This is a genomic window from Croceibacterium ferulae, from assembly GCF_003660445.1.
Lineage (GTDB): Bacteria > Pseudomonadota > Alphaproteobacteria > Sphingomonadales > Sphingomonadaceae > Croceibacterium > Croceibacterium ferulae.
Genome location: NZ_QZVQ01000002.1, coordinates 73,498 through 99,432, shown reverse-complemented (window position 1 = coordinate 99,432; position 25,935 = coordinate 73,498). Strand labels below are relative to the sequence as shown.

The 25,935-nt window shown below is 68.5% G+C and carries 30 protein-coding genes and 1 tRNA gene; 21 read left to right on the top strand and 10 right to left on the bottom strand.

Features of this window, described 5'->3' with window-relative positions; genetic code table 11:
* The first annotated feature begins 8 nt into the window (after positions 1-8).
* Positions 9-920: an NADP-dependent oxidoreductase gene (locus D5S08_RS01175; protein WP_121114709.1), complete on the top strand. Its 912-nt coding sequence runs from the start codon at positions 9-11 to the stop codon at positions 918-920.
* Between the two features lie 243 nt (positions 921-1,163).
* Here D5S08_RS01175 and D5S08_RS01170 read toward each other — a convergent pair.
* A tRNA-Ser gene (locus tag D5S08_RS01170) sits at positions 1,164-1,253 on the bottom strand.
* Between the two features lie 137 nt (positions 1,254-1,390).
* Between D5S08_RS01170 and hspQ the strand changes: the two genes are divergently transcribed.
* Positions 1,391-1,771, top strand: a complete 381-nt coding sequence (gene hspQ, locus D5S08_RS01165) for a heat shock protein HspQ (protein WP_121114707.1) — start codon at positions 1,391-1,393, stop codon at positions 1,769-1,771.
* Between the two features lie 15 nt (positions 1,772-1,786).
* Here the strand turns inward: hspQ and D5S08_RS01160 are convergent, their stop codons facing one another.
* The 8 genes from D5S08_RS01160 to D5S08_RS01125 all read right to left on the bottom strand — a co-directional run bounded on the left by D5S08_RS01160 (position 1,787) and on the right by D5S08_RS01125 (position 7,879).
* Positions 1,787-2,533 (bottom strand): sigma-70 family RNA polymerase sigma factor, encoded by a 747-nt coding sequence (locus tag D5S08_RS01160; protein ID WP_241557152.1) that lies wholly within the window; start codon positions 2,531-2,533, stop codon positions 1,787-1,789.
* Positions 2,530-4,629 (bottom strand): flagellar biosynthesis protein FlhA, encoded by a 2,100-nt coding sequence (locus tag D5S08_RS01155; RefSeq protein ID WP_121115404.1) that lies wholly within the window; start codon positions 4,627-4,629, stop codon positions 2,530-2,532. Before D5S08_RS01155 ends, D5S08_RS01160 begins: the two co-directional genes overlap by 4 nt.
* 29 nt (positions 4,630-4,658) lie before the next feature.
* The gene (locus D5S08_RS01150; protein WP_241557151.1) at positions 4,659-5,513 is read right to left on the bottom strand and encodes a lysozyme family protein; all 855 of its coding nucleotides are present in this window, start codon (positions 5,511-5,513) and stop codon (positions 4,659-4,661) included.
* A gap of 56 nt (positions 5,514-5,569) precedes the next feature.
* Complete coding sequence (locus D5S08_RS01145; protein WP_241557150.1) at positions 5,570-5,893, bottom strand: hypothetical protein; 324 nt, start codon at positions 5,891-5,893, stop codon at positions 5,570-5,572.
* The gene (flgM, locus tag D5S08_RS01140) at positions 5,890-6,186 is read right to left on the bottom strand and encodes a flagellar biosynthesis anti-sigma factor FlgM (RefSeq protein WP_121114703.1); all 297 of its coding nucleotides are present in this window, start codon (positions 6,184-6,186) and stop codon (positions 5,890-5,892) included. Before flgM ends, D5S08_RS01145 begins: the two co-directional genes overlap by 4 nt.
* Before the next feature lie 107 nt (positions 6,187-6,293).
* Positions 6,294-6,800: a flagella basal body P-ring formation protein FlgA gene (locus D5S08_RS01135; RefSeq protein WP_121114701.1), complete on the bottom strand. Its 507-nt coding sequence runs from the start codon at positions 6,798-6,800 to the stop codon at positions 6,294-6,296.
* Positions 6,801-6,845: 45 nt separating this feature from the next.
* On the bottom strand, positions 6,846-7,226 hold the full coding sequence (locus D5S08_RS01130; protein ID WP_121114699.1) for a hypothetical protein: 381 nt from the start codon (positions 7,224-7,226) through the stop codon (positions 6,846-6,848).
* Positions 7,223-7,879 carry a MotA/TolQ/ExbB proton channel family protein gene (locus D5S08_RS01125; RefSeq protein WP_121114697.1) on the bottom strand — a complete coding sequence of 219 codons (657 nt, stop codon included), beginning with the start codon at positions 7,877-7,879 and terminating at the stop codon, positions 7,223-7,225. The genes D5S08_RS01130 and D5S08_RS01125 overlap by 4 nt, the downstream gene beginning before the upstream one ends.
* A gap of 194 nt (positions 7,880-8,073) precedes the next feature.
* On the opposite strand from D5S08_RS01125, the gene flgB reads away from it, so the two are divergent.
* Genes flgB through D5S08_RS01060 form a run of 13 tightly spaced genes read left to right on the top strand, consistent with a single transcriptional unit; the run spans position 8,074 to position 17,545 of the window.
* Positions 8,074-8,421, top strand: a complete 348-nt coding sequence (gene flgB / locus D5S08_RS01120; RefSeq protein WP_121114695.1) for a flagellar basal body rod protein FlgB — start codon at positions 8,074-8,076, stop codon at positions 8,419-8,421.
* 5 nt (positions 8,422-8,426) lie between these two features.
* Positions 8,427-8,831 (top strand): flagellar basal body rod protein FlgC, encoded by a 405-nt coding sequence (flgC, locus tag D5S08_RS01115; protein WP_121114693.1) that lies wholly within the window; start codon positions 8,427-8,429, stop codon positions 8,829-8,831.
* The gene (locus tag D5S08_RS01110; protein WP_121114691.1) at positions 8,828-9,115 is read left to right on the top strand and encodes a flagellar hook capping FlgD N-terminal domain-containing protein; all 288 of its coding nucleotides are present in this window, start codon (positions 8,828-8,830) and stop codon (positions 9,113-9,115) included. The genes flgC and D5S08_RS01110 overlap by 4 nt, the downstream gene beginning before the upstream one ends.
* A 6-nt stretch (positions 9,116-9,121) precedes the next feature.
* Positions 9,122-9,934 carry a flagellar hook-basal body complex protein gene (locus tag D5S08_RS01105; protein ID WP_121114689.1) on the top strand — a complete coding sequence of 271 codons (813 nt, stop codon included), beginning with the start codon at positions 9,122-9,124 and terminating at the stop codon, positions 9,932-9,934.
* A gap of 9 nt (positions 9,935-9,943) precedes the next feature.
* The gene (locus D5S08_RS01100; RefSeq protein WP_121114687.1) at positions 9,944-10,684 is read left to right on the top strand and encodes a flagellar basal body rod protein FlgF; all 741 of its coding nucleotides are present in this window, start codon (positions 9,944-9,946) and stop codon (positions 10,682-10,684) included.
* A gap of 25 nt (positions 10,685-10,709) precedes the next feature.
* A complete protein-coding gene (flgG, locus tag D5S08_RS01095; protein ID WP_121114685.1) occupies positions 10,710-11,498 on the top strand; it encodes a flagellar basal-body rod protein FlgG in 789 nt (262 codons plus the stop codon).
* A gap of 5 nt (positions 11,499-11,503) precedes the next feature.
* The gene (locus D5S08_RS01090; protein WP_121115398.1) at positions 11,504-12,169 is read left to right on the top strand and encodes a flagellar basal body L-ring protein FlgH; all 666 of its coding nucleotides are present in this window, start codon (positions 11,504-11,506) and stop codon (positions 12,167-12,169) included.
* Entirely contained in the window at positions 12,169-13,272 is a 1,104-nt protein-coding gene (locus D5S08_RS01085; RefSeq protein WP_121114683.1) for a flagellar basal body P-ring protein FlgI, read from the top strand. Before D5S08_RS01090 ends, D5S08_RS01085 begins: the two co-directional genes overlap by 1 nt.
* Positions 13,269-13,550 carry a rod-binding protein gene (locus D5S08_RS01080; protein ID WP_121114681.1) on the top strand — a complete coding sequence of 94 codons (282 nt, stop codon included), beginning with the start codon at positions 13,269-13,271 and terminating at the stop codon, positions 13,548-13,550. The genes D5S08_RS01085 and D5S08_RS01080 overlap by 4 nt, the downstream gene beginning before the upstream one ends.
* A 3-nt stretch (positions 13,551-13,553) precedes the next feature.
* A complete protein-coding gene (flgK, locus tag D5S08_RS01075) occupies positions 13,554-14,891 on the top strand; it encodes a flagellar hook-associated protein FlgK (RefSeq protein WP_121114679.1) in 1,338 nt (445 codons plus the stop codon).
* Positions 14,891-15,805, top strand: a complete 915-nt coding sequence (locus D5S08_RS01070) for a flagellin N-terminal helical domain-containing protein (RefSeq protein WP_175578851.1) — start codon at positions 14,891-14,893, stop codon at positions 15,803-15,805. Before flgK ends, D5S08_RS01070 begins: the two co-directional genes overlap by 1 nt.
* A gap of 41 nt (positions 15,806-15,846) precedes the next feature.
* Positions 15,847-16,710, top strand: coding sequence for a flagellar motor stator protein MotA (gene motA / locus D5S08_RS01065; protein ID WP_121114675.1), 864 nt, complete (start codon positions 15,847-15,849; stop codon positions 16,708-16,710).
* Position 16,711: 1 nt separating this feature from the next.
* Complete coding sequence (locus tag D5S08_RS01060; RefSeq protein ID WP_121114673.1) at positions 16,712-17,545, top strand: flagellar motor protein MotB; 834 nt, start codon at positions 16,712-16,714, stop codon at positions 17,543-17,545.
* Here the strand turns inward: D5S08_RS01060 and D5S08_RS01055 are convergent.
* Positions 17,542-18,216: an HAD-IA family hydrolase gene (locus D5S08_RS01055; protein ID WP_121114671.1), complete on the bottom strand. Its 675-nt coding sequence runs from the start codon at positions 18,214-18,216 to the stop codon at positions 17,542-17,544. The two genes, D5S08_RS01060 and D5S08_RS01055, sit on opposite strands and share 4 nt — an antisense overlap.
* A gap of 62 nt (positions 18,217-18,278) precedes the next feature.
* Between D5S08_RS01055 and glmU the strand changes: the two genes are divergently transcribed.
* From glmU to D5S08_RS01025, 6 genes are all read left to right on the top strand, one after another.
* On the top strand, positions 18,279-19,652 hold the full coding sequence (gene glmU / locus D5S08_RS01050) for a bifunctional UDP-N-acetylglucosamine diphosphorylase/glucosamine-1-phosphate N-acetyltransferase GlmU (RefSeq protein WP_121114669.1): 1,374 nt from the start codon (positions 18,279-18,281) through the stop codon (positions 19,650-19,652).
* A 48-nt stretch (positions 19,653-19,700) separates the two neighbouring features.
* Complete coding sequence (glmS, locus tag D5S08_RS01045) at positions 19,701-21,536, top strand: glutamine--fructose-6-phosphate transaminase (isomerizing) (protein WP_121114667.1); 1,836 nt, start codon at positions 19,701-19,703, stop codon at positions 21,534-21,536.
* A 114-nt stretch (positions 21,537-21,650) separates the two neighbouring features.
* The gene (locus D5S08_RS01040) at positions 21,651-22,082 is read left to right on the top strand and encodes a MarR family winged helix-turn-helix transcriptional regulator (RefSeq protein ID WP_121114665.1); all 432 of its coding nucleotides are present in this window, start codon (positions 21,651-21,653) and stop codon (positions 22,080-22,082) included.
* A 57-nt stretch (positions 22,083-22,139) separates the two neighbouring features.
* The gene (locus D5S08_RS01035) at positions 22,140-22,640 is read left to right on the top strand and encodes a 2Fe-2S iron-sulfur cluster-binding protein (RefSeq protein ID WP_121114663.1); all 501 of its coding nucleotides are present in this window, start codon (positions 22,140-22,142) and stop codon (positions 22,638-22,640) included.
* Positions 22,637-23,620, top strand: coding sequence for an FAD binding domain-containing protein (locus tag D5S08_RS01030; protein WP_121114661.1), 984 nt, complete (start codon positions 22,637-22,639; stop codon positions 23,618-23,620). Before D5S08_RS01035 ends, D5S08_RS01030 begins: the two co-directional genes overlap by 4 nt.
* Positions 23,617-25,929: a xanthine dehydrogenase family protein molybdopterin-binding subunit gene (locus tag D5S08_RS01025; RefSeq protein ID WP_121114659.1), complete on the top strand. Its 2,313-nt coding sequence runs from the start codon at positions 23,617-23,619 to the stop codon at positions 25,927-25,929. Before D5S08_RS01030 ends, D5S08_RS01025 begins: the two co-directional genes overlap by 4 nt.
* Positions 25,930-25,935 lie beyond the last annotated feature (6 nt).

The window sequence follows — 25,935 nt, the reverse complement described above, 5'->3', positions numbered from 1 at the left end:
AGCGGACGATGAAAGCTGTTCGAATATATCAGTACGGCGGACCAGAGGTCCTGAGGTATGAAGGTGATGTGCCGGCCCCTGTGATCGGTGCCGACACCGTGCTGATCAAGTCAGTCGCGACGAGTGTAAACCCGATCGACTGGAAGATTCGATCCGGCGCCCGGCAGAAGGACTTCCCGCTGGAGCTACCAGCAATTCTGGGCAGGGACATCAGCGGCGAAGTGATAGCGGTTGGAAGCGAAGTTCGCGGCTTCAAGCCCGGTGATCGGGTGATCGCCCTGGCCCGCGCGACCTACGCCGACATCGTTGCGGTCCCCGGCTCCCTTGTGACTCACCTTCCCGATGGGGTCGATCAAATCGACGCAGCGGCCATCCCGCTCGTATCGCTGACAGGAGATCAACTCGTTCGGGAAGCTACCAAAGTGGTGGCAGGCCAGACTATCCTTGTCAGCGGCGCACTCGGCAGTGTGGGCCGCGCGGCGGTCCATACCGCGATGAAATTAGGCGCGAAGGTCATCGTGGGGGTCCGGGCACGGCAGCTGGGAGAGGCGGAGAGCCTGGGTGCTTCCTCCGCCGTGGCTCTCGACGACGAAGATGCACTTGCCCGGCTTGAAGCTGTTGATGGCGTTGCCGATACAGTGGGTGGTGAGATCGCGGCGAAGCTTCTTCGCAAGGTCAGGGCCGGCGGCCGGTTCGGCTATGTATCGATGCTCCCGGAAGATGCTGCGGGAGAGGCAGCAGTGGAAGTAAGCCGCGTGTTCACGCGGCCTGACCCGTCCAAGCTCCGCGAGTTTGCGGACGATGTCCGGGACGGAAGCTTCGCCTTGCCTATCAGCCGGCACATGCCGCTACGTGACGCCGCCGCCGCTCACGAGCTGTTAGAAAGAGGCGGGGGCGGAAAAATCGTACTGACGATGTAAGATGCGCCGGCCGTTGGGTTTGGGCGCCCTCGGTGCACGAGTCTTGGCTCGAACTGATGAGTGTTGCACTCCCCGACAGAGCCGGCGCTACCCACCGAAGGTGGAAAGCGGTACCGCCAACGCTTCCCCCAACCAGGTGGCATCGGCTGCATAGGAACGGCGACGATTGAACGGCGATTGTTCGCCAGACACCCGGAAAGCAGCCCTTATTGGCGGTATATGGCGCTACTCGGCTGAGATGTGTGGCGGAGAGGGTGGGATTCGAACCCACGTTACGGTTACCCGTAAACCGCATTTCGAGTGCGGCGCGATCGACCACTCTGCCACCTCTCCGCACGAGAGCGCAAAGGCGCCTTGCGGCGCCGGTCGTTTGGGAGCGCGCCGCCTAGCGCAGGCGGACAGGCTTGCCAAGCCCCCCTGTGCCGGGCCGGGAACCTTGCCGGTGCCCGCCAGTCACCTATATCATCATCATGGACGTATCGCAGTTCTTCTCGCCGCAGGCCGGCCGCCTGATAAAGGCCCCGCGCAACAGCGCGGCAAGTTTCACGATCGGCGACGTCGTGCGGCATCGCATGTTCGACCTGCGCGGCGTGGTGTTCGATATCGATCCGGTTTTCGCCAACAGCGAGGAATGGTATGCCGCCATTCCCGAAGCCATCCGACCCGCGCGCGAGCAGCCGTTCTATCACCTGCTGGCGGAGAATGATGACGGATCGTATGTCGCCTATGTCAGCCAGCAGAACCTGGTGGAGGACAGCAAGGCCGGCCCGGTCGATCATCCCAGCGTCGATCAGATCTTCGAACCGTGGGAAGAAGGCCGCTATCGCCTGCGCCGCCGCCTGACGCATTGATGCAGGGAAGCCGGCTCAGCTGCCGGCCCTAAGCGCGCTGCCCAGCTGCTTCAATGCATTGGCCTTCAGCTGGTGGACACGCGGCACGCTGACCTCCAGCACCGCGGCGATTTCGGACAGGTTCAGCTCCTCCACGAAGTACAGCTTCACCACCAGCTGCAGCCGTTCGGGCAATCCGGCGATGGCGGCAACCAGCTGCTCCCGGTCCTCCTGTGCCAGCAAGGCCTGCTCGGCACTCTCGTCCTCGGCGGCGAAGCGGATGTCGGCATCCGAGTAGTTCTCGTCGATCGAACCCACGCTGATCGGACCGGCATCGTCCCGCAGGCGCTGCGTTTCCTCCGCCGACAGGCCCAGCGCTTTCGCCAGTTCCGCAAGGTCGGGCTCGCGTCCCAGCTGCCCATGGAGGCGCGCGGTGGTGCGTTCCAGCCGCAGCCGTCGGGCGCGATGGCCGCGCGGTTCGGCGGAACAGCTGCGCAGCAGGTCTACCATGGCGCCGCGCACGCGCAGCTTGGCATAGGCGGCAAAGCCGTCCTCGGACGGGCCGGCATGCTTTTGCGCACACTCGGTCAGCGCGACCAGGCCAGCCTGCATCAGGTCGTCGACATCGAGCGCGCCGCTGGCGCTGCCCGACAGGTGCCACGCCAGACGGCGGACCATCGGCAGGAAGCGGGTGACGCGATCGGCGACCTCGTCACCGCGATAGCTGCGTTCGGCTCGCAAGCCCGTTTGGCGGGCAAGGGGAACGGGGGCATAGTACATCATGCGGCCAGCGGCTCCTGTGTTGCGGGATGGGCGAGGGCAGGGGGCGGGGGTTCCTTGCCGCCGACTACGCCGATCACCTCGATTGGCTGGGTCGGCGGCAGTTCGGCGATGGAGAGCACCGTGCAGGCGGGCGCGCGCAGCTTCAGCAGCGCGGCCAGCGGCCGGCGGGCGCGTGGCTGCACGATCAGCGCGGCGTTGCGGCCACCCGGCAGCGCGGCGGCGATCGCTGCTACCCGTTCGCCGATGGAGCGGGCAAGGTCGGGCTCCAGCACCAGCTGGCCGGTCAGCGGATCGTGCAGGCCGCCGACGACCATCTCCTCCAGTTCCGCAGCCAGGGTGATGACCGGCAGCGTCTCGTCCGGTTGGCAGAGCGCGCCGACCAGCAACGGGCCGAGATCGGCGCGGACCATGTCGACCAGGCGGTCATGCTCCGTGGTGATCTGCGCGGCCTGCGACAGGCTGGACAGCACCGGCAGCGGGTGCGCCAGCGGTATGCCGTCGGCCAGCAGGGCACGCAGGAGGCGGGTCAGTGCGGCGAGTGTCAGCGGAGCGGGCGTGATCGTGTCCACCAGCTGCGCGTTGCGTTCGCGCACCAGATCGACCAGCTCGCGCACCTGATCCGGCCCGAGCAATTCGTGCGCCCGCGTGCTGAGCAGCTGGTTCACATGGGTGGCGACCACGCTTTCGAGGTCCACCACCAGGTAGCCTTCAGCCACGGCCACGTCGCGCATCGCGGGCTCGATCCACAACGCCGGGCAGTTGAAGCTGGGATCCAGCGTCGGTTCGCCCTGCACCAGGCTGCTGCGGCCCACCTGCCCGGTATCGATCGCCAGCAGCCGGCCGAGGCGTAGGGTGGCGGAGCCGAGCGGCGCGCCGCCCAGCGTGATGCGGTAGCGATCGGGCGCCAGGTCGAAACTGTCGCGGATGCGGAACTGCGGGACGATGAAGCCGAAGCTCTGGCACATCTGCTTGCGCAGGCCCGTCAGCCGGCTGACCAGCGGCGCGCCGCGCCCCTCGTCCGCCAGCTGCACCAGGCCATAGCCCAGTTCGATCGTCACCATGGCGCGTTCGGACACCTCCGCGATGGTGATGCGCGCCGGGTCCGGCGCGGGCTCCGGCACGACCGCGTTGGCGGCAGCGGTGGCCCGTTTCTGGCTGAGCTTGCGCCACAGCAGCAGGGTCGCGGCGGCGAGCGGCAGGAACAGGGTTTGCGGCATGGCCGGGATCAGGCCCAGCGCCAGCAGGATCAGCCCGACCGGCAGCCAGATGCGCGGATCGGCCAGCTGACCGCCAATCTGGCCCGACAGGTCGCGCGTGTCGGACACACGGGTGACGATCACTGCCGCGGCGATCGACAGCAGCAGCGCCGGAACGGAGGCGACCAGCGCATCGCCGACCGCGAGCGTGACATACAGCTCGCCCGCCTCGCCGGCGGACAGGCCGTGGCTGACCATGCCCAGCACCAGCCCGCCGATGATGTTGACCGCCAGGATCAGCAGCGCGGCGACCGCGTCGCCCTTCACGAACTTGCTGGCGCCATCCATGCTGCCGTAGAAATCGGCCTCGGTGGCGACCTCGCGGCGGCGGGCCTTGGCCTCCTCCGCCGTCAGCAGCCCGGCGGCGAGATCGGCGTCGATCGCCATCTGCTTGCCCGGCAATGCGTCCAGCGTGAAGCGAGCGGAGACTTCGGACACGCGGCCCGCACCCTTGGTGACCACCACCAGATTGATGATCATCAGGATCAGGAACACGAAGAGTCCGACCGCGAAATTGCCGCCGATCAGGAAGGCGCCGAACGCCTCGATCACCATGCCGGCGGCGGCCTCCCCCTCGTGCCCGTTCAGCAGCACCACGCGGGTGGAGGCGACGTTCAGCGCCAGCCGCAGCAGGGTGGCGAACAGCAGGACGGAAGGAAAGGCGGAGAAGTCGAGCGGCTTTTCCGCATTGATCGCCGCCATCAGCACCGCCACCGACAGGGCGATGTTCAGCACGAAGAACAGGTCCAGCACCAAGGCCGGGATCGGCATCACCATCAGCACGATGATGGTCAGGATGGCCGCCGGAAGGGCCAGCGTGGCCGGCAGGAACCGGTTCATGCCGCGCGGCGCGACGAAGCTGGCGGTGGTCACAGGTTGAACGCCTTCAACCTGTCGTAGGCTGCATCCACGCGGGCAAGGGCATGGCCGGGCAGGGCGGTTTCACCGCTGCCGAAGGTGGCGCGCAGCGTATCCGCCATGGACGGGCGCGGGGCTGGGCCGTCGCTGCCGCCCGGAAGGCTGGCGAGGCGGAAACCTGCCGACGGATTGCCGGGCGGCAAGCCGTTGCCGATGCCCGGCTGCCAGCTGCTGCCACCCTCCATGGCATTGGCGACCTTGCTGCGCAGCAGGCCCATCACCTCGCCAACGGAACGCGGACTCGCGGCGCCGTGAAAGATCGCGCGGTTACTGGCGGCGGCGTCGGGGAACAGGGTGGCGGCGGACTGGCCGGGATCGGTCTGCAGCGCCCCCAGGAACTGCCGGGCACCGGCCTGACCCATGAAATGCGCCAGATACAGCTCGGCCGCGTCAGGTTCGCGCCCCAGCACACCCCGCAAGCCGGCGGCATTGTCGCGCGCCAGTTCCGCCGCCATCATGGCCGAAGCATCGGCATCGTAGCGCAACGCCATCACGGCGCGCGCCATCGCCGGATCATCGACCCGTGCGCGCCCTCCGGTGCGGCTGATCGCCGCTTCGGCCCAGCCCAGGCCGTGTGCGGCACCGTGCTTGTCCACCGTGTCGAGCCAGGTGCCGGACACGAATTGGAACAGCCCGGCCGCGCTGCTGGTGCGCGCCTGCGCATGGGTGTCCAGCCCGGATTCGATCCGCGCCTGCGCCATCAGATAGTCGAAATCGACGCCGGTCGCGGCGGCGGCGCGGGCGATGGCGGCATGCGGGTCGCCGGCCGGGCTGCCGCCCGGTTGGGCGGCGGTAATCGTGGGCAATTCTGATCCCCTCTGCTTGGGTTCCTGCAGAGGAGTTCAGCAAGGGGCGTGCCAGATCAGCTGGCGCCGACTGCCCGGCTGTAAAGCTTCACCGATCCGGTCAGCGCGGCAAAGCGCGCGGCCATGTTGGTGGCGATCAGGTTGCGCAGCCGGCGATTGGTCTCGTTCACCCGGCGTACCGCGTCCAGCAGGCCCAGGCTCTCCTCGTCCAGATCGGCGGTGTCGGTGGCCGACAGCAGCTCGCACATGTCCAGCTTGCCTTGCGCGCAGGTCAGGATGCGCTCCAGGTCCAGCCCGGCAAGCGCCTGCCGCTCGCCCTCCAGCAGGGCAAGCATCTGCCGCAGGCGGCCGGCGGTGTCGGTGTGAAAGGCGGGATTCATTCTGTGGCTCGCTTGAGATGGCCCGCGGCGATCATCGCATCGGCGATCTCGCCCGCGTCCAGGGAATAGTCGCCACGCCGGATGGCGTCGCGGATGGCGCCCACCCGTGCGGCATCGACCGGCACCTCGCCGGCCGCCGACAGCTGCGCGGCTATCGAAGCCATGGCGTCTGCGGGTGCGGGCGTCGGTGCGGCGCTGCCGCCAGGGGTGCGTGCCGCGCCGCTGCGGGCGACGGGTTGCAGCGGGGTGACCCGCAGCGTGGCAAATGGTCTGGCATTCTCGATCGGTTTCATCGCGCGTACTCCGGCGATCAGCTATCGAATGCACAGAACGGCAGCGGCGCCGGCCTTTATAGGGGCACTCGCCCTGGCAGAGACCTTGGCGGCAAAGTGTTGCCGACTTATGGCATGTCCATGCCGACCAGGCCGGGCCGGATCACGCGGGCACGCAACGGCTCCGCATCGCGGCCCGCCGGGCGCACCCGGATCCAGTCACCGATTGCGCCGGCCTCCATCGCCTCCGCCTGACGCTGCAGGGCGAAGCCGCGGCCGCGCAGCGCGACGGTGACCGTCTCCCCGCGCACGACCACCTTCTCCGCTGCGGCCGGCGCCGCGGCGGTGGCCTGCTGCGAAGCAGTCAGCGGCACGAACAGACGCCAGCCGGTTTCGGGGCAGCGGACCAGCACACTGGCCTGCCCCGCGCCATGCCATTCCAGGCTCAGCGGCTGGGCACAGGCGGCAAGGCGCAGCCGGCGATCGACCGGCTGGCGCGCGCCGCCAGGTTCACCGATGGCATGCCCGGTGAAGTTCGCCACCGCGCCATCGATTGCGGCAGGATCGATGGGGGCGTTGGCCGCGGCAGCGACCGGCAGCGCCGCCCAAGCTGCGGCGAGGGTGAGAATTTTCATGGATGCTCCCTTGTGGTTGCCACCACCAAGGCAAGCATCATGCCATCAGGGCAGGCGATCATAGGCGAGCACGGCAGTGATGCCGGTCGCTCGGTCCTGACCCTTCGCCGGCTGGACCACTACGCGCGCGCCGGGCAGGTCCGCGGCCAGCGCCAGTGCCCGCGCGCCATCAGCCGGAGTGGCAAGGAGGGTCAGCTGCAGCCGCGCATCATGCTGCTCGCCCGCCAGCCACTCGGCCAGCGGCGGCGCGCCGGCACCTTCGCGCCAGATTGCGGCCGGAGCGCCTTGCTGCGGAACCGTGATGGTGGGCGGCGCGGCGTCCTCTTGCCGGTCGAGCGCGGAGGCGGAGACCAGGAACAGGATCAGCGCCAGATCCGCCAGCGTGGTTTGCCATCCGCCGAGCCCGGTCCGCGCACGGGCAATCATGCCGCGAGATCGGCTTCGGCGCAGGGACGGTCCGCCACATGCGATCCGCTTTGCCGCACGGCGCGCGCCAGCCATTCCACCACTGCCTGCCGCTCCGCATCCTCGCGCGCGGCCCGGCGGGTAATCGCGGCGGCGAGCGGGGCGCAGATGAAATGCGCCAGCACGAGCCCGTACAAGGTGGTGGTGACCGCACCGGCGATCGCATCGGCATAGGTGCTGCCACCATCCACCGCGCCCGCCAGCCCGCCCAGCGACAGCAGTGTGCCGGCCAGCCCCAACACCGGCGCCAGCTCCGCTGCATGGTCCAGCACGTTGCACGCTGTGGCGGCACCGCCTGTCCGGTCCCGGCTTAGGCGCGCATGTTCGGCGAACAGCGCGTCCACCGAACGGTACCGGATCAGCGCATCGGTCGCCCGGTCGAACTCGCCGTCGCCGACGGAGCGAGCCCGCGCCCGGATCAGGCCATCGGCATCGATGTCGCTGATCTGCCCGGCCAGCCGCTGGCGGATTGTCGGGGGATCGAACCTGCGCCGTGCCAGCCCGGCAATCGAGCGCAGGGTGATGCCCAGTTCGGCCACTCCGCAACGCAGGGCTGTGGCGGCAAGCGTGCCGCCTGCGACCAGGGCTGCCGAAGCGTGATCGAAGATGTCCATGCACGCCAGAACGGCATCCGTTCGCCGGGTTTCAGGGCCTTGGCAAAGCAGGGCGCATACTTGCCGGCAGGCGGCAAAGGCTTGCCGCTGAGGCAGGTGCGGCAGCGGGGGCGAGCCGTTTGGCACGCCCCTTGCTCAACAGCCTGGCGAAGCCGCCGCACGGGCGGGCAAACGGAACGGAGCACACCCTCAACATGAGCGATACCCTGTTCGGCATTCACGGCGCGGCGCTGGAGGTCAGATCCCAACGCATGGGGGTGCTGACCTCCAACATCGCCAACGCCGCGACGCCCGGATACAAGGCGCAGGACATCGATTTCGGCAGGGCGCTGCAGGCCCGGCTGGCCGGCGCCGATGGCGAGACGGCGGTCGGCGGTGCCACCCTGTATCGCCGCCCGGTCATGTCCAGCCTGGATGGCAACACGGTGGAGATGGCGACCGAACAGGCCGCCTTTGCCGAGAATGCCGTCGGCTATTCCGCGACGCTCGGCTTCCTGAAGGGGCGGGTCGAAACCGTCACCCGCGCGATCCGGGGCGAGTAGGCGGCATGCCCAATCCCACCACCCTGTTCCAGCTGGGGCACCAGGCCATGTCGGCGCAGCTGGTGCGCATGAACGCGGCCGCCTCCAACCTCGCCAATGCGGGCAGCGTCTCGCAGACCGAGGCGGGCGCCTACCGTCCGGTCCGCGCCGTGTTCGCGCAACAGCTCGACCAGCAGACCGGCCTCAGCTCCGTTTCCGTCGCCACCGTCGCCCGCGCCGATGTTGCGCCCGTCCGCCGCTACGATCCCGGCCACCCGTTGGCGGACGAGAAGGGCGAGGTCTGGGTCAGCCCGGTCGATGAGAACGAGGAGATGGTCGAGATGCTCGAAGCCTCCCGCCAGTACCGCAACATGGTGGAGGCGCTGTCCACCGCCAAGCAACTGATGCTCGAAACCATGAGGATGAAATGAGCCTTTCCACGATCACCCAGCTGCAGAACGCCACGGCCAGCAACCGCACTGAAAGCGCCACTTCGGGCAGGGGGCTGGAAAGCCTCGGCCAGGCGGATTTCCTGCAGCTGATGACCACCCAGCTGCAGCAGCAGGACCCCTTCGCCCCGGTCGATAACACCCAGATGCTGGCGCAGATGGCGCAGTTCTCCAGCCTCGCCACCATGACCGATGTCAGCAGCACGCTGGAGGCGATCTCCGCCAAGCTCGACCGCCTGTCCACCGCCAATCCCGTCACGGAGTAACCGACTATGTCCTACTATACCTCCATCAGCGGGCTGAAGAACGCCCAGGCCGATCTGGGCGTCATCGCCCACAACATCGCCAACACCGAAACCACCGGCTTCAAGAAGTCGAACGCCAGCTTCGCGGACATCGTCGCCAAATCCGCCATGTCCGACCCGCGCAAGACCCAGGGCATCGGCGCCACCATGGAAGCGATCACGCAGAACTTCACGGTCGGCTCCGTGGAGCAGACCGGCTCCGCGCTCGACATCGCCATCAATGGCGACGGCTTCTTCGCCACCAAGGCGGCAAAGGACGGCTCCATGTCCTACACCCGCAACGGGGCCATGATGCTGGACAGCAACGGTCATATCCAGGACGGGTCGGACAACCGGCTGCAGGTGTTCGCAGTCAACGCCGAAGGGGCGGTCACCAACCCCGCACCCGTCGATGCGCTGGTCCCCCCCGCCAATGGGGCCGGGGCCGAGCTGGCCGGGCTGACCATTGCCGAAGACGGGCTGATGACCGCCACCTATGCGGATGGCACGACCACAGCGGTCGGCCGCGTGGCGCTGGCGTCCTTTGCCTCCAACACAGGGCTGCAGCAGGTCGGCTCCTCCAACTGGGAAGCCACCGGCCTGTCCGGCCAGGCGGTGTATGGCGAGGCGGGCAGCGGCCGCTATGGCTCCCTGCTGTCGGGCGCGCTGGAGCGGTCCAATGTCGACATTGCGGAAGAACTGGTCGGCCTGATCAGCGCGCAGCGCAACTTCCAGGCCAATGCCAAGGCGATCGACACCGCCACCCGCATCACCGAAACCATCATCAACCTGCGCAGCTGAGGCTGACCGATGGACCGCCTTATCTACACCGCCCTGTCCGGCATGCGCGCTTCGATGGACCAGCAGCGCGTCACCGCCAGCAACATGGCGAATGCGCAGACCATCGGCTTCCGGGCGGAGGAACTGGACCGGCGCCCCGTCACCCTGCGGGGGCAAGCACTGGAAGTGCGCGCCATGCAGAAGGGGGAGGTGCGCGGCGCGGACATGCGCAGCGGAGAGGTGGTCCAGACGGGCAACCCGCTGGACGTGGCGCTGAACGGCGACGCGCTGCTGGCGGTGCAGGCGCCCGATGGCAGCGAAGCCTATACCCGCCGCGGCGACCTGGCCGTCAATGCGGCGGGCCTGCTGACCAATGGCGAAGGGTTTCTGGTGCTGGGTGCCGATGGCCCGATCAGCCTGCCGCCCAACGTGCAGCCGCAGCTGGCGGCGGATGGCAGCATCACGGTGCGCGATCCGGCCCAGCCCGCCGCTCCGCCGCAGGATGCCGGGCGGATCAAGCTGGCCAGCGCCACCGGCAGCGAGGTGCTGAAGGGGCTGGACGGCCTGTTCCGCGTGGTTGGCGGCGGCGTGCTGCCGGCGGACGAGCAGGCCACGCTGGTGACGGCTTCGCTGGAGCAGTCGAACGTCAATTCATCGGAAGTGCTGGTGGAGATGATCGACGCGCAGCGCCTGTTCGCCATGCGCACGAAGCTGATCGCCACCGCCGGGGAGATCGATGAAAGCGGCGCCTCCCTGATGCGCCTCGGCTGACCGAAACACGAAGGACAACGCACACATGCCTACCAACGCACTCCAGGTCGCCAGTACCGGGCTAGAGGCCCAGGGCCACCGCATGCAGGTGATCGCCAACAACCTGGCCAACGTCGCCACCACCGGCTTCAAGCGCGACCGCGCCAACTTCGCCACACTCGCCTATCAGGATGCGCGTGTCGCCGGGCAGCGGTCCTCCGCGCAGACGGCCTATGCCACCGGGCTGAACCTGGGGACCGGCGTGGCGCTGCAATCGACCAGCCAGATCGTGACGCAGGGCACGCTGAACATGACCGACCAGGCATACGACCTGGCGCTGGACGGAAATGGCTATTTCCAGGTGGAGCGGCCCGACGGGCAGCTTGCCTATACCCGCGCGGGGAACTTCGCGCTGACCGCCGATGGCCAGCTGGTGACGCAGCAGGGTTTCGCCGTGCAGCCGACCATCACCGTGCCCGAAGGCGCAACCGGGGTCAGCATCGCGCCCGATGGCACCGTAACCGCGATCATGCCGAACCAGGCGGAACCGTCCGAGCTGGGCCAGCTGCAGGTGGCCAACTTCACCAACCCGGCGGGCCTGCGCGCGATCGGTGACAACTTCCTGCTCGAAACCGCCGCCAGCGGCCCGGCGCAACTTGCTGCCGGTGGCGAGCAGGGGCGCGGCAATATCCGGCAGGGCATGCTGGAGGGCAGCAACGTCAACATCGTGGAGGAACTGGTCGCCATGATCGAGTGCCAGCGCGCTTACGAGATCAATTCGAAGATGGTCTCCGCCGTCGACGAGATGCTCCAGAACGCGAACCAGACGCTGTGATCGTCATGCGCTCCTCCCTCATCCTGGTGCCTGCGCTCGCCCTGCTGCTGGCTGGCTGCGGCGGCGTGGGCCAGCGGCCGCTGGGCTACATGCCCGTACTGCCCCCAGCGCCTGTTCCAGCGCCCGCCACGTCTGACGGCAATGGGGCCATCTACCAGGCGGCGAACGGCTATGCCCCGCTATATCGCGGCTACCGGGCGCAGGGCATCGGCGACCTCGTCACCGTGCGGCTGGTGGAGGTGACCAGCACGGTCAAGTCGGCCAGCAGCCAGACGCAGCGCGACGGTGGCATCACCGTCTCGCCACCGGCCACCGGCCCGTTCTCCTTCAACCCGTCCGGGGTTAATTCCGGCGCGTCCTCGTCGTTCAATGGCGGGGGCGACGCGGCCCAGCAGAGCAGGCTGCAAGGGGACATCACCGTGACCATTGTCGATGTGCGCCCGAACGGCACCGCGCTGGTCCGGGGCGAGAAGCAGATGGCCTTCAGCCAGGGCGAGGAGTGGATCCAGCTGTCCGGCATCATCCGGCTGGCCGATATCGGTCCCGGCAACGATGTGCTGTCCAACCGCGTCGCCGATGCCCGCATCACCTATGGCGGCCGCGGATCGGTGCAGCAGTCGAGCCGGCAAGGCTGGCTGACCAACTTCTTCAATCTGGTGAGCCCGTTCTGATGCGCTCCTTGCGACACCTCCTGCTTGCCGCCGCAGCCGCCTGCGCCGCGCTGACCAGCCCTGCCGCGGCGGAGCGCGTGCGCGATCTGGGCACGTTCCAGTCCGTGCGCGGCAACCAGCTGACCGGCTACGGCGTGGTGGTCGGACTGGACGGTACGGGCGACGACAACTTCATCTACACGGCGGAGGCGATGCGCGGCGTCACCAACCGGCTGGGCTTCCAGCTGCCCCCGGGCGTGAACCCTGCGCTGCGCAATGCCGCGGCGGTGATGATCACGGCGGACTTGCCGGCCTTCGCCAAGCCGGGGCAGCGGATCGACATCACCGTGTCCGCTATCGGCCGCGCTCGGTCTTTGCGGGGCGGGGCGCTCATCATGAGCCCCCTTTATGGCGCAGACGGGCAGATCTACGCCATGGCACAGGGCAGCCTGGCCGTGGGTGGGCTGGGCGTGACGGGGCGGGACGGGTCCAGTCTGACGGTCAATGTGCCGACGGTCGGCCGTATTCCCGAAGGCGCCACGGTGGAACGCGGCGTGGCGATCGGGTTCGAGACGCAGCCGGTGCTGCGCTGGAATCTGTTCCAAGCCGATTTCCTGACCATTTCTCGGGTGCGCGACGCGATCAACAGCCAGCTGCCGGGTGCCGCATCGGTGGAAGACGGCGCCACGCTGGCGCTGACCCTGCCGGCCGGGGCCGATCTCCGCGCGGGCCTGATGGCGGAGATCGAGATGCTCGACGTGAACCCGGCTGAGGCTGCGGCCCGCGTGGTCATCAATAGCCGCACCGGCACCGTCGTCATTTCCAGCGCAGTGCGCCTGGCGCCCGCGGCGATCAGCCACGGCAGCCTGGTGGTGCGGGTGGAGGAAAGTCCCAGCGTGGTGCAGCCCGAACCCTTCGGCAATGGTCGCACCGCCGTGCAGCAGGACTCTGCCGTCAGCATCGAGGAGGGAGGCGGCCGCGTCGCCCTGTTCGAGCCCGGCGCCAGCCTGGCCGAGGTGGTCGATGCGCTGAACATGCTGGGCACCACCCCGTCCGACCTGGTCGCCATCCTGGAGGCGCTGAAGCAGGCGGGCTCTCTCAAGGCGGAGATGCTGGTCATATGATCGCGCCGGTCACCACCGTCACTCCTGCCGCTGCGCCCAAGAGCGAACTGCGCCAGGCCGCCGAAGGGTTCGAAGCCATCATGCTGCGCCAGATGCTGGCCGCCGCGCGCACCAGCGACATGGGCGACGACCTGTTTGGGGGCGGCGCCGGACAGGACACCTTTGCCGAGATGCAGGACTCGCATTTCGCCGACCTCGCCGCCGGCTCCGGGATGCTGGGACTGGCCGACATGCTTGAAGCACAACTCGCCCGCCACGGCGCGGCACGGGAGCGGTAAACCATGGCCTCCGATCTTCTGACCATCGGCGCCGCCGGCGCCAAGGCGGCACGTGCCGCGCTGGACGTGACGGCACACAACATCGCCAATGCCTCTACCGAGGGTTACATTCGCCGTTCCGCCAGGCTGGAGGAATTGGCCGGGCGCGGCGTGTTCCCGTATGGCGGCGACATCAACCTGTCAGGCGCGCGGGTCGGGTCGATCCACCGCAACGCCGATGCCTTCCGCCAGGCGGAGGTGCGCCGCACCGCGGGCGACCTCGCCCGGTCCGACACGGACCTGGCGGCCCTGCGCGAGATCGAGACCGCGCTGGAGGACACCGCGATCTTCGATTCCGTGGTCGAGTTCGAGGCCGCGCTGCAGCAGCTGTCCAACAATCCGAACGATCCGGCCCTGCGGGCGGTGGTGCTGGCGCAGGCGGATGCGATGGCGGGCAAATTCAACCTCGCGGCGCAAGGTCTGGATGCAAGCGTGGACGGCATGCATTTCGAAGCCGGCGCTGATGTCGCGCAGGTCAACCAGCTCGGCGCCGAGCTGGCGCGGGTCAATGTCAGCCTGGCGCGTGCGACCAATGGCAGCACGGACAAGGCCGCGCTGCTGGACCGGCGCGACCTGCTGCTGGGCGAACTGAGCACCCATGCGGACAGTTCGGCGGAGTTCGCGGCGGATGGCACCGTGTCAGTGCGGCTGGGCGGTGCGGCCGGCGCGCTGTTCGTCGAGGGTAATGTCGCGGGCACTCTGGCCATGGACATCGCGGCGGACAACACGCTGTCCTTCGCCGTGAACGGTGCCGCCCTTTCCATCAGCGGCGGCAGTCTGGGCGGCGCGCAGGCGGGCGTGGCCAACGCCAACACCTTCCACACCCGGCTCGACGCGCTGGCCGATGGCATCGCGCAGACGGTGAACGAAGCCCAGGCTGCGGGCGTGGACCTTACGGGCGCCACGGGCCAGCCGATCTTTGCCGGGACCGGCGCGGCCGGGATGCGGATGGTCCTTGCCAGCGGTGGCGGGATTGCCGCGGCGGCGGCGGGCGCGCCTGCGAACAGCCGTGACGGCACGAACCTGATGGCCCTGCGGCAGGCGGTGGCGACGCTGGACCCGGCCGGCGACATGAACCTGCTGCTGTTCGACGCCTCCGCCCTGGTCGCAGCGCGCACCCTGTCGAACGAGGCGCTGGGCACCATCGCCTCCTCCGCGAAGATCGTCCTGCAGCAGCAGGCCGGCGTCGACCTGGATACGGAAGCGGCCAACCTGATCCGCTTCCAGCAGGCCTTCCAGGCCAGCAGCCGGGCCATGCAGGTGGCCAGCGACCTGTTCGACACCTTGATCGGGATCAGATAATGACCGTGAACCTTTCCACCGCCGCCTTTTACGACAAGTCGAACCGGTACCTGACGGACCTGCGCGGCCAGGCGGCCAGGCTGCAGGAGCAGGCCAGCACCGGCAACCGGCTGACCACCTCCTCCGACGATCCCGTCGCCGCTGCGCGGCTGCGCAGCCTGTCGCGCGGGGAACGGCTGGCGCAGGTCGACCAGAGCGGCTCCAACGCCGCGATGGCCGAAATGGATCTGGTGGACAGCGCGCTCGGCTCGATGGCGGACATCATCATCCGCGCGCAGGAACTGGCGCAACAGGCCGCGAACGGCATCATGACCGACAGCCAGCGCACCGCGCTGGGGGTGGAAGCGGCAGACCTGCGGCGCAGCCTGCTGACCATCGCCAACGGCGAGAACGGGTCCGGCCATGCCCTGTTCGGCGGGCAGGGCGCGGGTGCCGCCTATGCGGAGGTGGGCGGCGTGATCACCTATCAGGGCAGCGGCGCCAGCAAGGCAATCGACCTGGGGGAAGGGCAGTCCGTCACCCCTTCGCTCACCGGGCCGGAGGTGTTCGCGTTCGACGTGAACGGTACCCCGACGGACCTGTTCGCGATGCTGGGCACGCTGGCATCCGCGCTGCAGGGCGACGGCAGCGATCCGGTCGCCGCCTCGCGCGGGGCGCTGGAAGGACTGTCCGCCGGGCTGGAGCGGGTCACCACCGCGCAGGCGGTGATCGGGTCGCGCATGAACTGGGTCGAACTGATGGACGACCGGCGCACCAACAACTCGGAATTGCGGGCACAGGAGGCCAAGGATGTGGGCTCCGCCGACCTCGCCGTGACGATCAGCAAGCTGCAGGAGGTGATGACCGTCCTGGAAGCCAGCCAGGCCAGCTTCGTGCGGCTCGCCAATATCTCGCTGTTCGATCAGCTTTCGTAATCTTTCGCCGTTAGCCTGGCGCCAAACAAGGGCTCTGACGCATGTATGCTGCAATCGGGATAATCGTCCTGCTGGTGATGGTCTTCGGCGGGTTTGCCTTTACCGGCGGTGCGCTGGGGCCGGTGATGCACGCTTTGCCGCACGAGATGCTGATCATCGGCGGTGCGGCGGTGGGTGCCATGATCGCCGGCAATTCGCTGCACGAGTTGAAGGCCATCGGCGGCAGTTTCGGCAAGATCTTCAAGGGGCCCAAGCACAGCAAGCAGGATCACATCGACGCCATCGCGCTGACCAGCAAGCTGATGAAGGTGCTGCGCGCCGACGGGCCGGTGGCGCTGGAATCCCATGTGACGGACCCGGCGAGCTCCACCATCTTCGCGGAATATCCGCGCCTGCTGGCCAACAAGCCGCTGACCGCGCTGATCAGCGACACGCTGACGCTGATCGTGGTGTCTTCCGGCACGCTGGAGACCCATGCGGTGGAGGACGTGATGGACAATGCCATGAAGACGCACTTCCACGACATGCAGGAACCGCAGCATGCGCTGCAATCGCTGGCGGATGCGCTGCCGGCGCTGGGCATCGTGGCCGCGGTGCTGGGTGTGGTGAAGACCATGGGATCCATCAGCGAGCCGCCCGAGGTGCTGGGCGGGATGATCGGATCGGCGCTGGTCGGCACGTTCCTGGGCGTGCTGCTGGCCTACGGCATCGTGGGTCCGCTGGCCGGCCGGCTGAAGCAGGTGCTGGATCAGGACGAGCAGATCTTCCATGCGGTGAAGCAGGTCATCATCGCCACGCTGAACGGCTATCCGCAGCCGCTGGTGGTGGAAAGCGCGCGGTCCGGCCTGGGCCATGCCTTCCGGCCTGGCCTGTCCGAACTGCTAGACAGCCTGCGGGGGCGCTGACATGGCCGCTGCACCCCGCGGCAAGAACGACCTGCCGCCGCCGATCATCGTCAAGAAGGTCACGGTTGTGGCGGCCAGCGGCCACCATGGCGGCGCCTGGAAGGTCGCCTATGCCGATTTCGTGACCGCGATGATGGCCTTCTTCCTGCTGCTGTGGCTGCTGGGCTCCACCACGGAGGCGCAGCGCCGCGGCCTGGCCGACTACTTCACTCCCACGCTGATCAAGACCAAGGAAGGGAGCGCCGGATCGAACAACGGCCTGCTGGGCGGATCATCCATCACGGAGGTGGACGATTACCCCCACCGTCAGGGGCAGACCGGCACCCGCGCGCTGACCATCCCGCGCGGCGCGACCGGCGGCCCGCGCGAAGGCGCCGATGCGATCACCCGCATGCGCGAGCAGCTGGAGGAGAAGCTGGCCGCCGACAAGCGGTTGCGGCGGCTCATGAAGCAGGTGAAGATGGTCGACACGACCGAAGGTATCCGCATCGACCTGGTCGACGATGCCGACTTCTCCATGTTCCAGCTGGGCACCACGGTGATGACGGCGGAGGCGGACGCGCTGGTGGAGGCGATCGCCGATACCGTGGCGGACGAGGCCGGGCTGCTGACAGTGCGTGGCCACACCGATGCGCTGCAATGGCGCAATGGTGCGGGCAACAACTGGGCGCTCAGCAGCGGGCGGGCGGAAGCCACCCGCCAGTCCTTCGTGCGCCACGGCATCGCGCCGGGCCGGTTCCGCCGGATCGAGGGCGTGGCCGATCGGGAACCGGTGGTGGCCGACAACCCGGCCGATCCGCGCAACCGGCGCATCTCCATCCTGCTGGGCGGCTAGAGCCGCAGCAGGGTGGGCACCAGCTGGTCGTAATGGTCGATCACGGCATCGGCGCCCAGCTCGGCCGCGGGCAAGTCGTTATAGCCGAAGGACAGCGCCACGGACGGCACCCCGGCGGCCCGTGCCGCGCCGGTATCGTATGTGCTGTCGCCCACCATCGCGAAGCGGCCGCTGGCCCCGCACAGGCGGATTGCTTCCACGATCATGTCCGGCCGCGGCTTCGACCGGCCCGGCCCCAACGTGTCGCCACCGATGATCGCGGCGAACCGGCCGGTCAGGTCCAGTGCCTCCAGCAGCAGGCGGGCAAGATGTTCGGCCTTGTTGGTGACCACGGCCAGCAGCACGCCGCGCGCGGCCAGATCGTCCAGTGCCTGCAGGCAGCCGTCGTAAGGCACGGTATGGTCGGCCATATGGGCGGTGTAATGGTCCATCAGTCCGGCCAGCGCGGCCTCGAACTCGTCGGCGGGCAGCGGGTCGCCGGTCAGCAGCAGCGCACGCTCCAGCATGGCCCGTGCGCCGCCGCCGATCAGGTTCACGACTTCCCCATCGGGTACGGCGCGCCGGCCAAGGGCGGTCAGCGTGTGCTGCAGGGCGGGGCCGAGGTCGCGGGCGGAGTCGACCAGTGTGCCGTCGAGGTCGAAGCCGATCGCGGTGAAGGGAAAGCTGTCCATGGGCCCGGGCCGTGCCCGAGCCGGCTGGAAACCGCAACCGAACGGTGGCATTGGCCCGTCCCATGAGCAACACGCCCGCCGCCGCCACGCCGCTTGCCATCATCATCCTTGCCGCCGGGCGCGGTACGCGGATGCGCAGCGCCACGCACAAGGTGCTGCACCCGGTCGCGGGCCGCCCCATGATCGAGCATCTGCTCGCCAGTGTCGCCGAACTGGCACCGAGCCAGGTGGTGGTGGTGACCGGCGAGGGGCGCGACCAGGTGGAGCGGCAGCTGGCCGGCCGGGCGAGCTTCGCCGTGCAGTCGCAGCAGCTGGGTACCGGCCATGCCGTGGCACAGGCGGAGGACGCGCTGGCGGGATTCACGGGCGATGTGCTCGTGCTGTATGGCGACGTGCCCTTCGTGAGCGCCGCCACCATGCGCGCCATGCTGGACCGGCTGCATGGAGCCGACGCTCCGGCAGCGGTGGTGCTGGGCTTCGAACCCGCCGATCCGCTGACTTATGGCCGGATCGTGGCGGACGGTGGTGCGATCCGGCGCATGGTGGAATACAAGGATGCCAACCCGGCGGAACGCACCGTCACCCTGTGTAATTCGGGCCTGCTCGCCGCGCCGGCCGCCACGCTGTTCCCGCTGCTGGCGCGTGTCGGCAACGACAATGCGCAGGGCGAGTATTACCTGCCGGACATCGTCAACATCGCCATCGCGGAGGGACAGACCTGCGCGGTCATCACCGCCGCCGATCCGGACGAGGTCGCCGGCATCAATTCGCGCGCCGAACTGGCCGCGGCGGAGGCGCGCTGGCAGGCGGGCGCCCGGCAGCGCGCGATGGACAACGGTGCCACGCTGCTGGCGCCCGAAACGGTGTTCTTCAGCTGGGACACGCAGCTGGGGCAGGATGTGACGGTGGGCGCCAATGTGGTGTTCGGCCCCGGCGTCAGCGTGGCGGACAACGCCACGATCCACCCCTTCTGCCACCTGGAAGGGGCGCAGATCGCCAGCGGCGCCAGCGTGGGTCCGTTCGCGCGCCTGCGCCCAGGCACGGTGCTGGAAGAAGGTGTGCGGGTGGGCAATTTCGTGGAGGTAAAGGCGGCCGTGCTGGGCGCAGGGGCCAAGGCGAACCATCTCAGCTATATCGGCGATGCGACCGTGGGGGCCGGTGCGAATATCGGCGCGGGCTCCATCACCTGCAATTATGATGGCTACTTCAAGCATCGCACGGAGATCGGCCCGCGCGCCTTCATCGGCTCCAACTCCGCGCTGATCGCACCGGTGCGTATCGGGGCGGACGCGATCGTCGCCGCCGGCAGCACCGTCAGCCGCGACGTAGGTGATGGCGAGCTGCGGCTGGTCCGCGCCGACCAGCTGGTAAAGCCGGGCTGGGCGGACGCCTTCCATGATGTCATGCGCCGCAAGAAGGACGCGGCCAAGGACTGATCCCCGGGCCCGGCGTTTCCCCCAAGCTTTTCTGACAGGACATTTTCCATGTGCGGCATTATCGGCATCGTCGGCAGGCAATCGGTGGCGGACCGGCTGGTCGAAGGGCTGCGCCGGATGGAATATCGCGGCTATGACAGCGCGGGCCTGTGCACCGTGCATGACGGCCAGCTGCTGCGTCGGCGGGCGGAAGGCAAGCTGGCCAATCTGGTGACGGTGCTGGCGCAGGATCCCGTGCCCGGCACCACCGGCATCGCCCACACCCGCTGGGCCACGCATGGCGCGCCCACCACCAGCAACGCCCACCCCCATGCCACGGCCGAGGTGGCGCTGGTGCATAATGGCATAATCGAGAACTTCCGCCCGCTGCGCCAGGCGCTGGAGGCGCGGGGTCGCCGGTTCGAGAGCGAAACCGACACCGAGGTCGTCGCGCATCTGCTGTCCGAACAGGTGGAGGCGGGGAGCACCCCGCAGCAGGCGGTCGCGGCCGTGCTGCCGCAGCTGCGCGGCGCCTTTGCGCTGGCCATCGCGTTCCGCAGCCACCCCGACATGCTGATCGGCGCCCGGCTCGGCAGCCCGCTGGTGGTTGGCTATGGCGACGAGGAGGCTGCGGGCGAGATGTATCTGGGGTCGGATGCCCTGGCCCTGGCCGGCCTAACGCAGCACATCTCCTATCTGGAGGAAGGCGACTGGGTAGTGATCACGCCTGACAGCGCCGCCATCCACGACGCCGCCGGGCACCCGGTCGAGCGCGCCGTCACCCGCTCCGGCGCCAGCGCCATGGCGATGGAGAAGGGCAATTACCGCCACTTCATGCAGAAGGAGATCTTCGAGCAGCCGACCGTGGTGGCGCAGACCCTGTCCAGCTATGTCCGCGCGGTGGAGCAGAGCGTGGCGCTGCCGCAGCTCGACTTCGACATCTCCGCAGTGGAGCGGGTCACGATCGTGGCCTGCGGCACCAGCTATTATGCCGGCATGGTGGCCAAATACTGGTTCGAACGTTTTGCCCGCGTGCCGGTGGACATCGATTACGCGTCGGAGTTCCGTTATCGCGAACCGGTGCTGACCCCCGGCGGGCTCGCGCTGTTCATCAGCCAGAGCGGCGAGACGGCGGACACGCTGGCGGCGCTGCGGCATTGCAAGGCGGAAGGCCAGACGATTGCGGTCGTGGTCAACGTGCCGACCAGCTCCATGGCGCGGGAGGCGGACCTGCTGCTGCCGACGCATGCCGGGCCGGAGATCGGCGTTGCCAGCACCAAGGCGTTCACCTGCCAGCTGGCCGTGCTCGCCGCGCTGGCGACGCACTTCGCCGTGAAGAAGGGGCGGATCTCTTCCGCCGAGGAAGCCGAGATCGTGCGGCACCTGCTGGAGGCGCCGGCCTCGCTCAACGCCGCGCTGGATGGTGACGAGGAGATCGCCGCGATGGCGCACCTGATCGCCCCGGCGCGCGACGTGCTGTATCTGGGCCGTGGTCCGGATTTCCCGCTGGCGCTGGAAGGGGCGCTGAAGCTGAAGGAGATCAGCTACATCCATGCAGAAGGCTATGCCGCGGGCGAGATGAAGCATGGGCCGATCGCGTTGATCGACGAGGCTGTGCCGGTGATCGTGCTCGCCCCGTCCGGCCCGTTGTTCGAGAAAACGGTCTCCAACATGCAGGAGGTGCGCGCACGCGGTGGCAAGATCGTGCTGATTTCCGACGCGGCGGGTCTGGCCGAGGCGGGCGAGGGCTGCCTCGCCACGATCGAGATGCCGGCGGTCCACCCCCTGATCGCGCCGCTGATCTATGCCGTTCCGGTGCAGCTGCTTGCCTACCATGTGGCCTGCGCCAAGGGCACCGATGTGGATCAGCCGCGCAATCTGGCGAAGTCCGTCACCGTCGAATAGAAGATCGCCGCCTGCGAGCGGAACAGGGCTGCCACCACGCAATGCGCTGCAAACATGGGAGCCTGATACCAAAGCCGCTGGCACGAACAGCTGTTTGGCGGGTAACGCATGGTCATGACCATGCCGACCGACGAGGAACTCGCCGCCCTGGGCGAAGTGTTCGACCTTTTCACCCGCCGCTACAAGCTTGCCGAGGCGCTCGGGCCGGAGAAGCCGCTCAACGAACTCGACAAGCAGGTCCTGTCATATGTTGCCAGATACCCGGGGTGCGGGCCGACGGATTCGGCGCGCTTCCTCAATGTTGCGAACACGACGATCTCATCCGCCACTGATCGCCTGGTCAAGCGCGGCCTGATCGAACGCCGCCGGCCTGAAGCCGACCGGCGCGCGGTGGCGCTGTACCTGACGGCGGAGGGGCAGGACAAGGTGGACCGGCTGCTCGCGATGTATGGCGAACTGCATCGGCGCATGCTGGACCCGCTGAGCGTCGCGGAACGGCGGCAGCTGATCGGCATGATGCAGAAGATCATTTATCACGATCCTTGAATAGTACGAAGTTCGGTGTATCTTCTCATCATTGTCGGTCTTGCGGAGAGGTGGCCTATGACGATCAGGATCAACGGCACGGATTACGATCCGCCCGAGGATGCGCGCGTCTCGCTGCTGGACCTGTTGCGCGACCGGCTGCAGCTGACAGGTACCAAGGTCGGCTGCAACCAGGGTGCCTGCGGCGCCTGCACGGTGCTGATCGACGGCCGGCGGGTGCTGTCATGCCTGACCCTGGCCGCGCAGGCCGACGGGCGGAAGGTGACCACGATCGAGGGGCTGGGTGCCGATGGGCTGCACCCGCTGCAAGCCGCCTTCCTGGAGCATGACGGTCTGCAGTGCGGTTACTGCACGCCCGGACAGATCTGCGCCGCCGCGGCGATGCTGGTGGAGGCGGAGGCCGGCATGCCGAGCTATGTGACGGCCGACCTCACGGCGCCGGTCACCCTGTCGCGGGACGAGGTGCGCGAACGGATGAGCGGCAATCTGTGCCGCTGCGGCGCGCATAATGGCATCGTCGACGCGATCCTCAGCGTGGCGCAGGAGCGCGCGGCGTGACCCCGGTAACCTACCTTCGCGCGGACAGCAGCGCGGCGGCGATCGCGCTGGGTGCGGCTGACGGTCATCGCCTGCTGGGTGGCGGCACCAATCTGATCGACCTGATGCGCAAGGGGGTGGAACAGCCGGCCGTGCTGGTCGATGTCTCCGGCTTGGCCGCCCCGATAACGGAAGCTGCGGATGGCAGCCTGGTGATCGGCGCGGCGGCGCGCAACAGCGACGTTGCCGCGCACCCGCTGGTGCGGGCGCGCTATCCGATGCTGGCGCGGGCGATCCTGGCGGGCGCGTCTGCCCAGATCCGCAACATGGCGACGGTCGGCGGCAACCTGATGCAGCGCACCCGGTGCGTGTACTTCGCCGATGCCGCGGGATCGCGCTGCAACAAGCGCGTGCCGGGCAGCGGCTGCGACGCGCTGGGCGGCTTCACCCGCTACCATGCGATCCTGGGCGCCTCGCCCGCCTGCATCGCCACGCATCCGTCGGACATGGCAGTGGCGCTGGTCGCGCTCGACGCCCGGCTGCACCTGGCGGGCGCCGACGGCGTGCGCAGCGTGGCCTTGGCGAATTTCCACCAGCTGCCCGGAGACAGTCCGGAGGTGGAGACCATGCTGGCACCCGGCGAGATGATCCTCGCGGTCGAACTGCCGCCGGTCCAGCCGATGCGGTCGACCTATCGCAAGGTGCGGGACCGGGCGAGCTATGCCTTCGCGCTGGTGTCGGTCGCGGCCGGGATCGTGGTGGAGGACGGCCGGATCGCCGATGTGCGCATCGCCGTGGGGGGCGTGGCTGCAAAACCGTGGCGGGCTGCGCGAGCGGAAGCCTCACTTCGCGACGGACCGGCGAGCGTGGAAGCGTTCGTCCAGGCCGCGCAGGCCGAGCTGGCGCAGGCGGACCCGCTGCCCGGCAATGCCTTCAAGGTGCAGCTGGCCGAACGGACGCTCGTCGCGGTCCTCACCGATCTTGCTGGAGGTGACGCATGAGCCGGGTACAGAACGTCATCGTCGGCACGGCCCGCAGCGCGCTGTCCTGGGTGCCGGCACAGTGGCTGCCGGGCGGAACGCCCGACCCGCTGATCGGCCGCCATGGCGAGATCGGCCGGCAGGCGTCGCGGATCGATGGCGAGATCAAGGTCCGCGGCGAGGCGCGCTTTGCCGCCGAAGTGGCGATGGATGGCCTGTGCTATGCCACGCTGGTGCACAGCACGATCGCGCGGGGCCGGATCGCCCGGTTGGACAGCACGGCGGCGGAAACGGCGCCCGGGGTGCTGCTGGTCGTCACGCACCGCAACATGCCGAAGGTCGCCAGTCCATCGCTGGTGTCGATGAGCGACCCGACCGCGGTCGGCAACAGCGACCTGCCGATCCTGCAGGATGACCGGGTCCACTATAACGGGCAGGTCGTGGCCGCGGTGGTGGCGGCGACGCAGGAGCAGGCGGACCATGCCGCGACGCTGATTGCGATCGACTACGAAGCCGCCCAGGCCGAAACCCGGTTCGGCCAGGCGAAGTCGGGCGCGCGAATCATCCCGTCGCTGCTGATCGAACGCAATCACCTGTCCTTCGGCAAGGCCGAGCGGGAGCTGGCACGGGCGCCGCACAGGGTGGATAACCTCTACCGAACCCAGTGGCAGAACCACAATGCGATCGAACTGCATGCGCTTACCGCCGCCTGGGTTGGCGACCGGCTGACGGTCCACGACACGACGCAGATGATCGCGGGCGAGGCAGCGGCGCTGGCCAAGGCCTTCGGCATCCCGCGCGATCAGGTGCAGGTGCTGTCACCCTTCGTGGGCGGCGGCTTTGGCGGCAAGGGGATGTGGGATCACCAGATCGTGGCGGTCGCCGCAGCCCGCATGGTCGGGCGGCCGCTGCGCCTCCAGCTCAGCCGGGAAAGCGTATACCGGATCGTCGGCGGCCGCAGCGCGACCGAGCAGCGCGTGGCGATCGGCGCAGATGCGGATGGCTGCTTCACCGCATTGCTGCATGATGGCTGGTCGGTCATGCCGCCCTATGGCGCCTGCCCGGAAGCCTACACGTTGGGCACCCGGTCCGCCTATCGCGCGAAGAGCTTCGAGATCCTGCAGCGGCATATCGACATCGCGGTGGTGCCAAACACCTTCATGCGCGCGCCGGGTGAGGCGATCGGCACCTTCGCACTGGAGAGTGCGGTGGACGAGCTGGCGCACAATCTGGCGATGGACCCCGTCGAACTGCGCCTGCGCAACATGCCGGACAAGCACCCGATTACCGGCGCGCCGTTCTCCCAGCATGCGCAGGATCAGGCCTGGCGCGACGGCGCGGCGCGGTTCGGATGGGAGCAGCGGGCGGCAAAGCCGGGAACGCGGCGAGAAGGCGAATGGCGGATCGGCATGGGCTGCGGTGGCGGCAGCTTCCCTTATGTACGCATGCCCGGTGCGGCCGTGCGCCTGACCGTGCGGCGCGACGGTACCGCAACGCTGGCCTGTTCCGGGCAGGAGATGGGCATGGGCACCGCGACGGTGGTGGTGCAGCAGGTGGCGGACCGGCTCGGGCTGCCGCTGAGCGCGGTAACGGTGGAGATCGGCGATTCAGCGCTGCCCGCCGCGCCGATGGCGGGGGGATCCTCGCAGACCGTGTCCATCGCCGCCGCCGTGCTTGCCGCAGCCGAAAAGCTGCCGGCTGAGCTGTTGCGGCTGGCGGGCAACAGCAGCCCGCTGTCAGGCCTGCGGGCAGGCGAGGTCAGGATGGAGGGGGAAGGGCTGGCCAGCGCCAGCGAGCCGGCCCGGCGCGAGACTTTCCGCGCCATTCTGTCGCGCGCCAACCTGGAGGAGGTGAGCGTCACCGCATCCGGCACTCCGCCATTGGAGATGCTGAAGTTCGCCATGCACAGCACCGCCGCGATGTTTTGCGAGTTGCGCGTCAGCGACGTTACCGGCGAGATCCGGGTCGATCGGCTGCTCGGTTCGTTCGATTGCGGCACGATCCTCAACCCGCGCACCGCCGCCAGCCAGTTTCGCGGCGGCATGATCATGGGGCTGGGCCTCGCCCTGACGGAGGAGACGCTGCTGGACGAACGCAGCGGGCGGATCATGAACCCGACGCTGGCGGACTACCATGTGCCGGTGCACATGGATGTGCCGCAGATCGACGTGATCTGGACCGACATCCCCGATCCACGTTCGCCGCTGGGCGCGCGCGGTATCGGGGAGATCGGCATCACGGGCATTGCAGGGGCCGTGGCGAATGCCGTTTTCAACGCGACGGGCAAACGGGTGCGCGACCTGCCGATCACGCTGGACAAGCTGCTTTGACGTCCG

What these genes read in the sequence shown, in the direction of transcription:
- flgM (WP_121114703.1), bottom strand. Translation starts at nt 6,186, where the DNA reads ATGAAACCGATCGAGAATGCCAGACCATTTGCCACGCTGCGGGTCACC.
- D5S08_RS01060 (WP_121114673.1), top strand. Translation starts at nt 16,712, where the DNA reads ATGGCCGCTGCACCCCGCGGCAAGAACGACCTGCCGCCGCCGATCATC.
- D5S08_RS01160 (WP_241557152.1), bottom strand. Translation starts at nt 2,533, where the DNA reads ATGATGTACTATGCCCCCGTTCCCCTTGCCCGCCAAACGGGCTTGCGA.
- D5S08_RS01130 (WP_121114699.1), bottom strand. Translation starts at nt 7,226, where the DNA reads ATGATTGCCCGTGCGCGGACCGGGCTCGGCGGATGGCAAACCACGCTG.
- D5S08_RS01135 (WP_121114701.1), bottom strand. Translation starts at nt 6,800, where the DNA reads ATGAAAATTCTCACCCTCGCCGCAGCTTGGGCGGCGCTGCCGGTCGCT.
- flgG (WP_121114685.1), top strand. Translation starts at nt 10,710, where the DNA reads ATGCCTACCAACGCACTCCAGGTCGCCAGTACCGGGCTAGAGGCCCAG.
- motA (WP_121114675.1), top strand. Translation starts at nt 15,847, where the DNA reads ATGTATGCTGCAATCGGGATAATCGTCCTGCTGGTGATGGTCTTCGGC.
- D5S08_RS01055 (WP_121114671.1), bottom strand. Translation starts at nt 18,216, where the DNA reads ATGGACAGCTTTCCCTTCACCGCGATCGGCTTCGACCTCGACGGCACA.
- D5S08_RS01070 (WP_175578851.1), top strand. Translation starts at nt 14,891, where the DNA reads ATGACCGTGAACCTTTCCACCGCCGCCTTTTACGACAAGTCGAACCGG.
- glmU (WP_121114669.1), top strand. Translation starts at nt 18,279, where the DNA reads ATGAGCAACACGCCCGCCGCCGCCACGCCGCTTGCCATCATCATCCTT.
- D5S08_RS01145 (WP_241557150.1), bottom strand. Translation starts at nt 5,893, where the DNA reads ATGAATCCCGCCTTTCACACCGACACCGCCGGCCGCCTGCGGCAGATG.
- D5S08_RS01085 (WP_121114683.1), top strand. Translation starts at nt 12,169, where the DNA reads ATGCGCTCCTTGCGACACCTCCTGCTTGCCGCCGCAGCCGCCTGCGCC.
- glmS (WP_121114667.1), top strand. Translation starts at nt 19,701, where the DNA reads ATGTGCGGCATTATCGGCATCGTCGGCAGGCAATCGGTGGCGGACCGG.
- D5S08_RS01175 (WP_121114709.1), top strand. Translation starts at nt 9, where the DNA reads ATGAAAGCTGTTCGAATATATCAGTACGGCGGACCAGAGGTCCTGAGG.
- D5S08_RS01105 (WP_121114689.1), top strand. Translation starts at nt 9,122, where the DNA reads ATGTCCTACTATACCTCCATCAGCGGGCTGAAGAACGCCCAGGCCGAT.
- D5S08_RS01035 (WP_121114663.1), top strand. Translation starts at nt 22,140, where the DNA reads ATGACGATCAGGATCAACGGCACGGATTACGATCCGCCCGAGGATGCG.
- D5S08_RS01100 (WP_121114687.1), top strand. Translation starts at nt 9,944, where the DNA reads ATGGACCGCCTTATCTACACCGCCCTGTCCGGCATGCGCGCTTCGATG.
- D5S08_RS01040 (WP_121114665.1), top strand. Translation starts at nt 21,651, where the DNA reads ATGACCATGCCGACCGACGAGGAACTCGCCGCCCTGGGCGAAGTGTTC.
- D5S08_RS01110 (WP_121114691.1), top strand. Translation starts at nt 8,828, where the DNA reads ATGAGCCTTTCCACGATCACCCAGCTGCAGAACGCCACGGCCAGCAAC.
- flgC (WP_121114693.1), top strand. Translation starts at nt 8,427, where the DNA reads ATGCCCAATCCCACCACCCTGTTCCAGCTGGGGCACCAGGCCATGTCG.
- flgB (WP_121114695.1), top strand. Translation starts at nt 8,074, where the DNA reads ATGAGCGATACCCTGTTCGGCATTCACGGCGCGGCGCTGGAGGTCAGA.
- D5S08_RS01125 (WP_121114697.1), bottom strand. Translation starts at nt 7,879, where the DNA reads ATGGACATCTTCGATCACGCTTCGGCAGCCCTGGTCGCAGGCGGCACG.
- D5S08_RS01090 (WP_121115398.1), top strand. Translation starts at nt 11,504, where the DNA reads ATGCGCTCCTCCCTCATCCTGGTGCCTGCGCTCGCCCTGCTGCTGGCT.
- D5S08_RS01080 (WP_121114681.1), top strand. Translation starts at nt 13,269, where the DNA reads ATGATCGCGCCGGTCACCACCGTCACTCCTGCCGCTGCGCCCAAGAGC.
- hspQ (WP_121114707.1), top strand. Translation starts at nt 1,391, where the DNA reads ATGGACGTATCGCAGTTCTTCTCGCCGCAGGCCGGCCGCCTGATAAAG.
- D5S08_RS01025 (WP_121114659.1), top strand. Translation starts at nt 23,617, where the DNA reads ATGAGCCGGGTACAGAACGTCATCGTCGGCACGGCCCGCAGCGCGCTG.
- flgK (WP_121114679.1), top strand. Translation starts at nt 13,554, where the DNA reads ATGGCCTCCGATCTTCTGACCATCGGCGCCGCCGGCGCCAAGGCGGCA.
- D5S08_RS01155 (WP_121115404.1), bottom strand. Translation starts at nt 4,629, where the DNA reads ATGAACCGGTTCCTGCCGGCCACGCTGGCCCTTCCGGCGGCCATCCTG.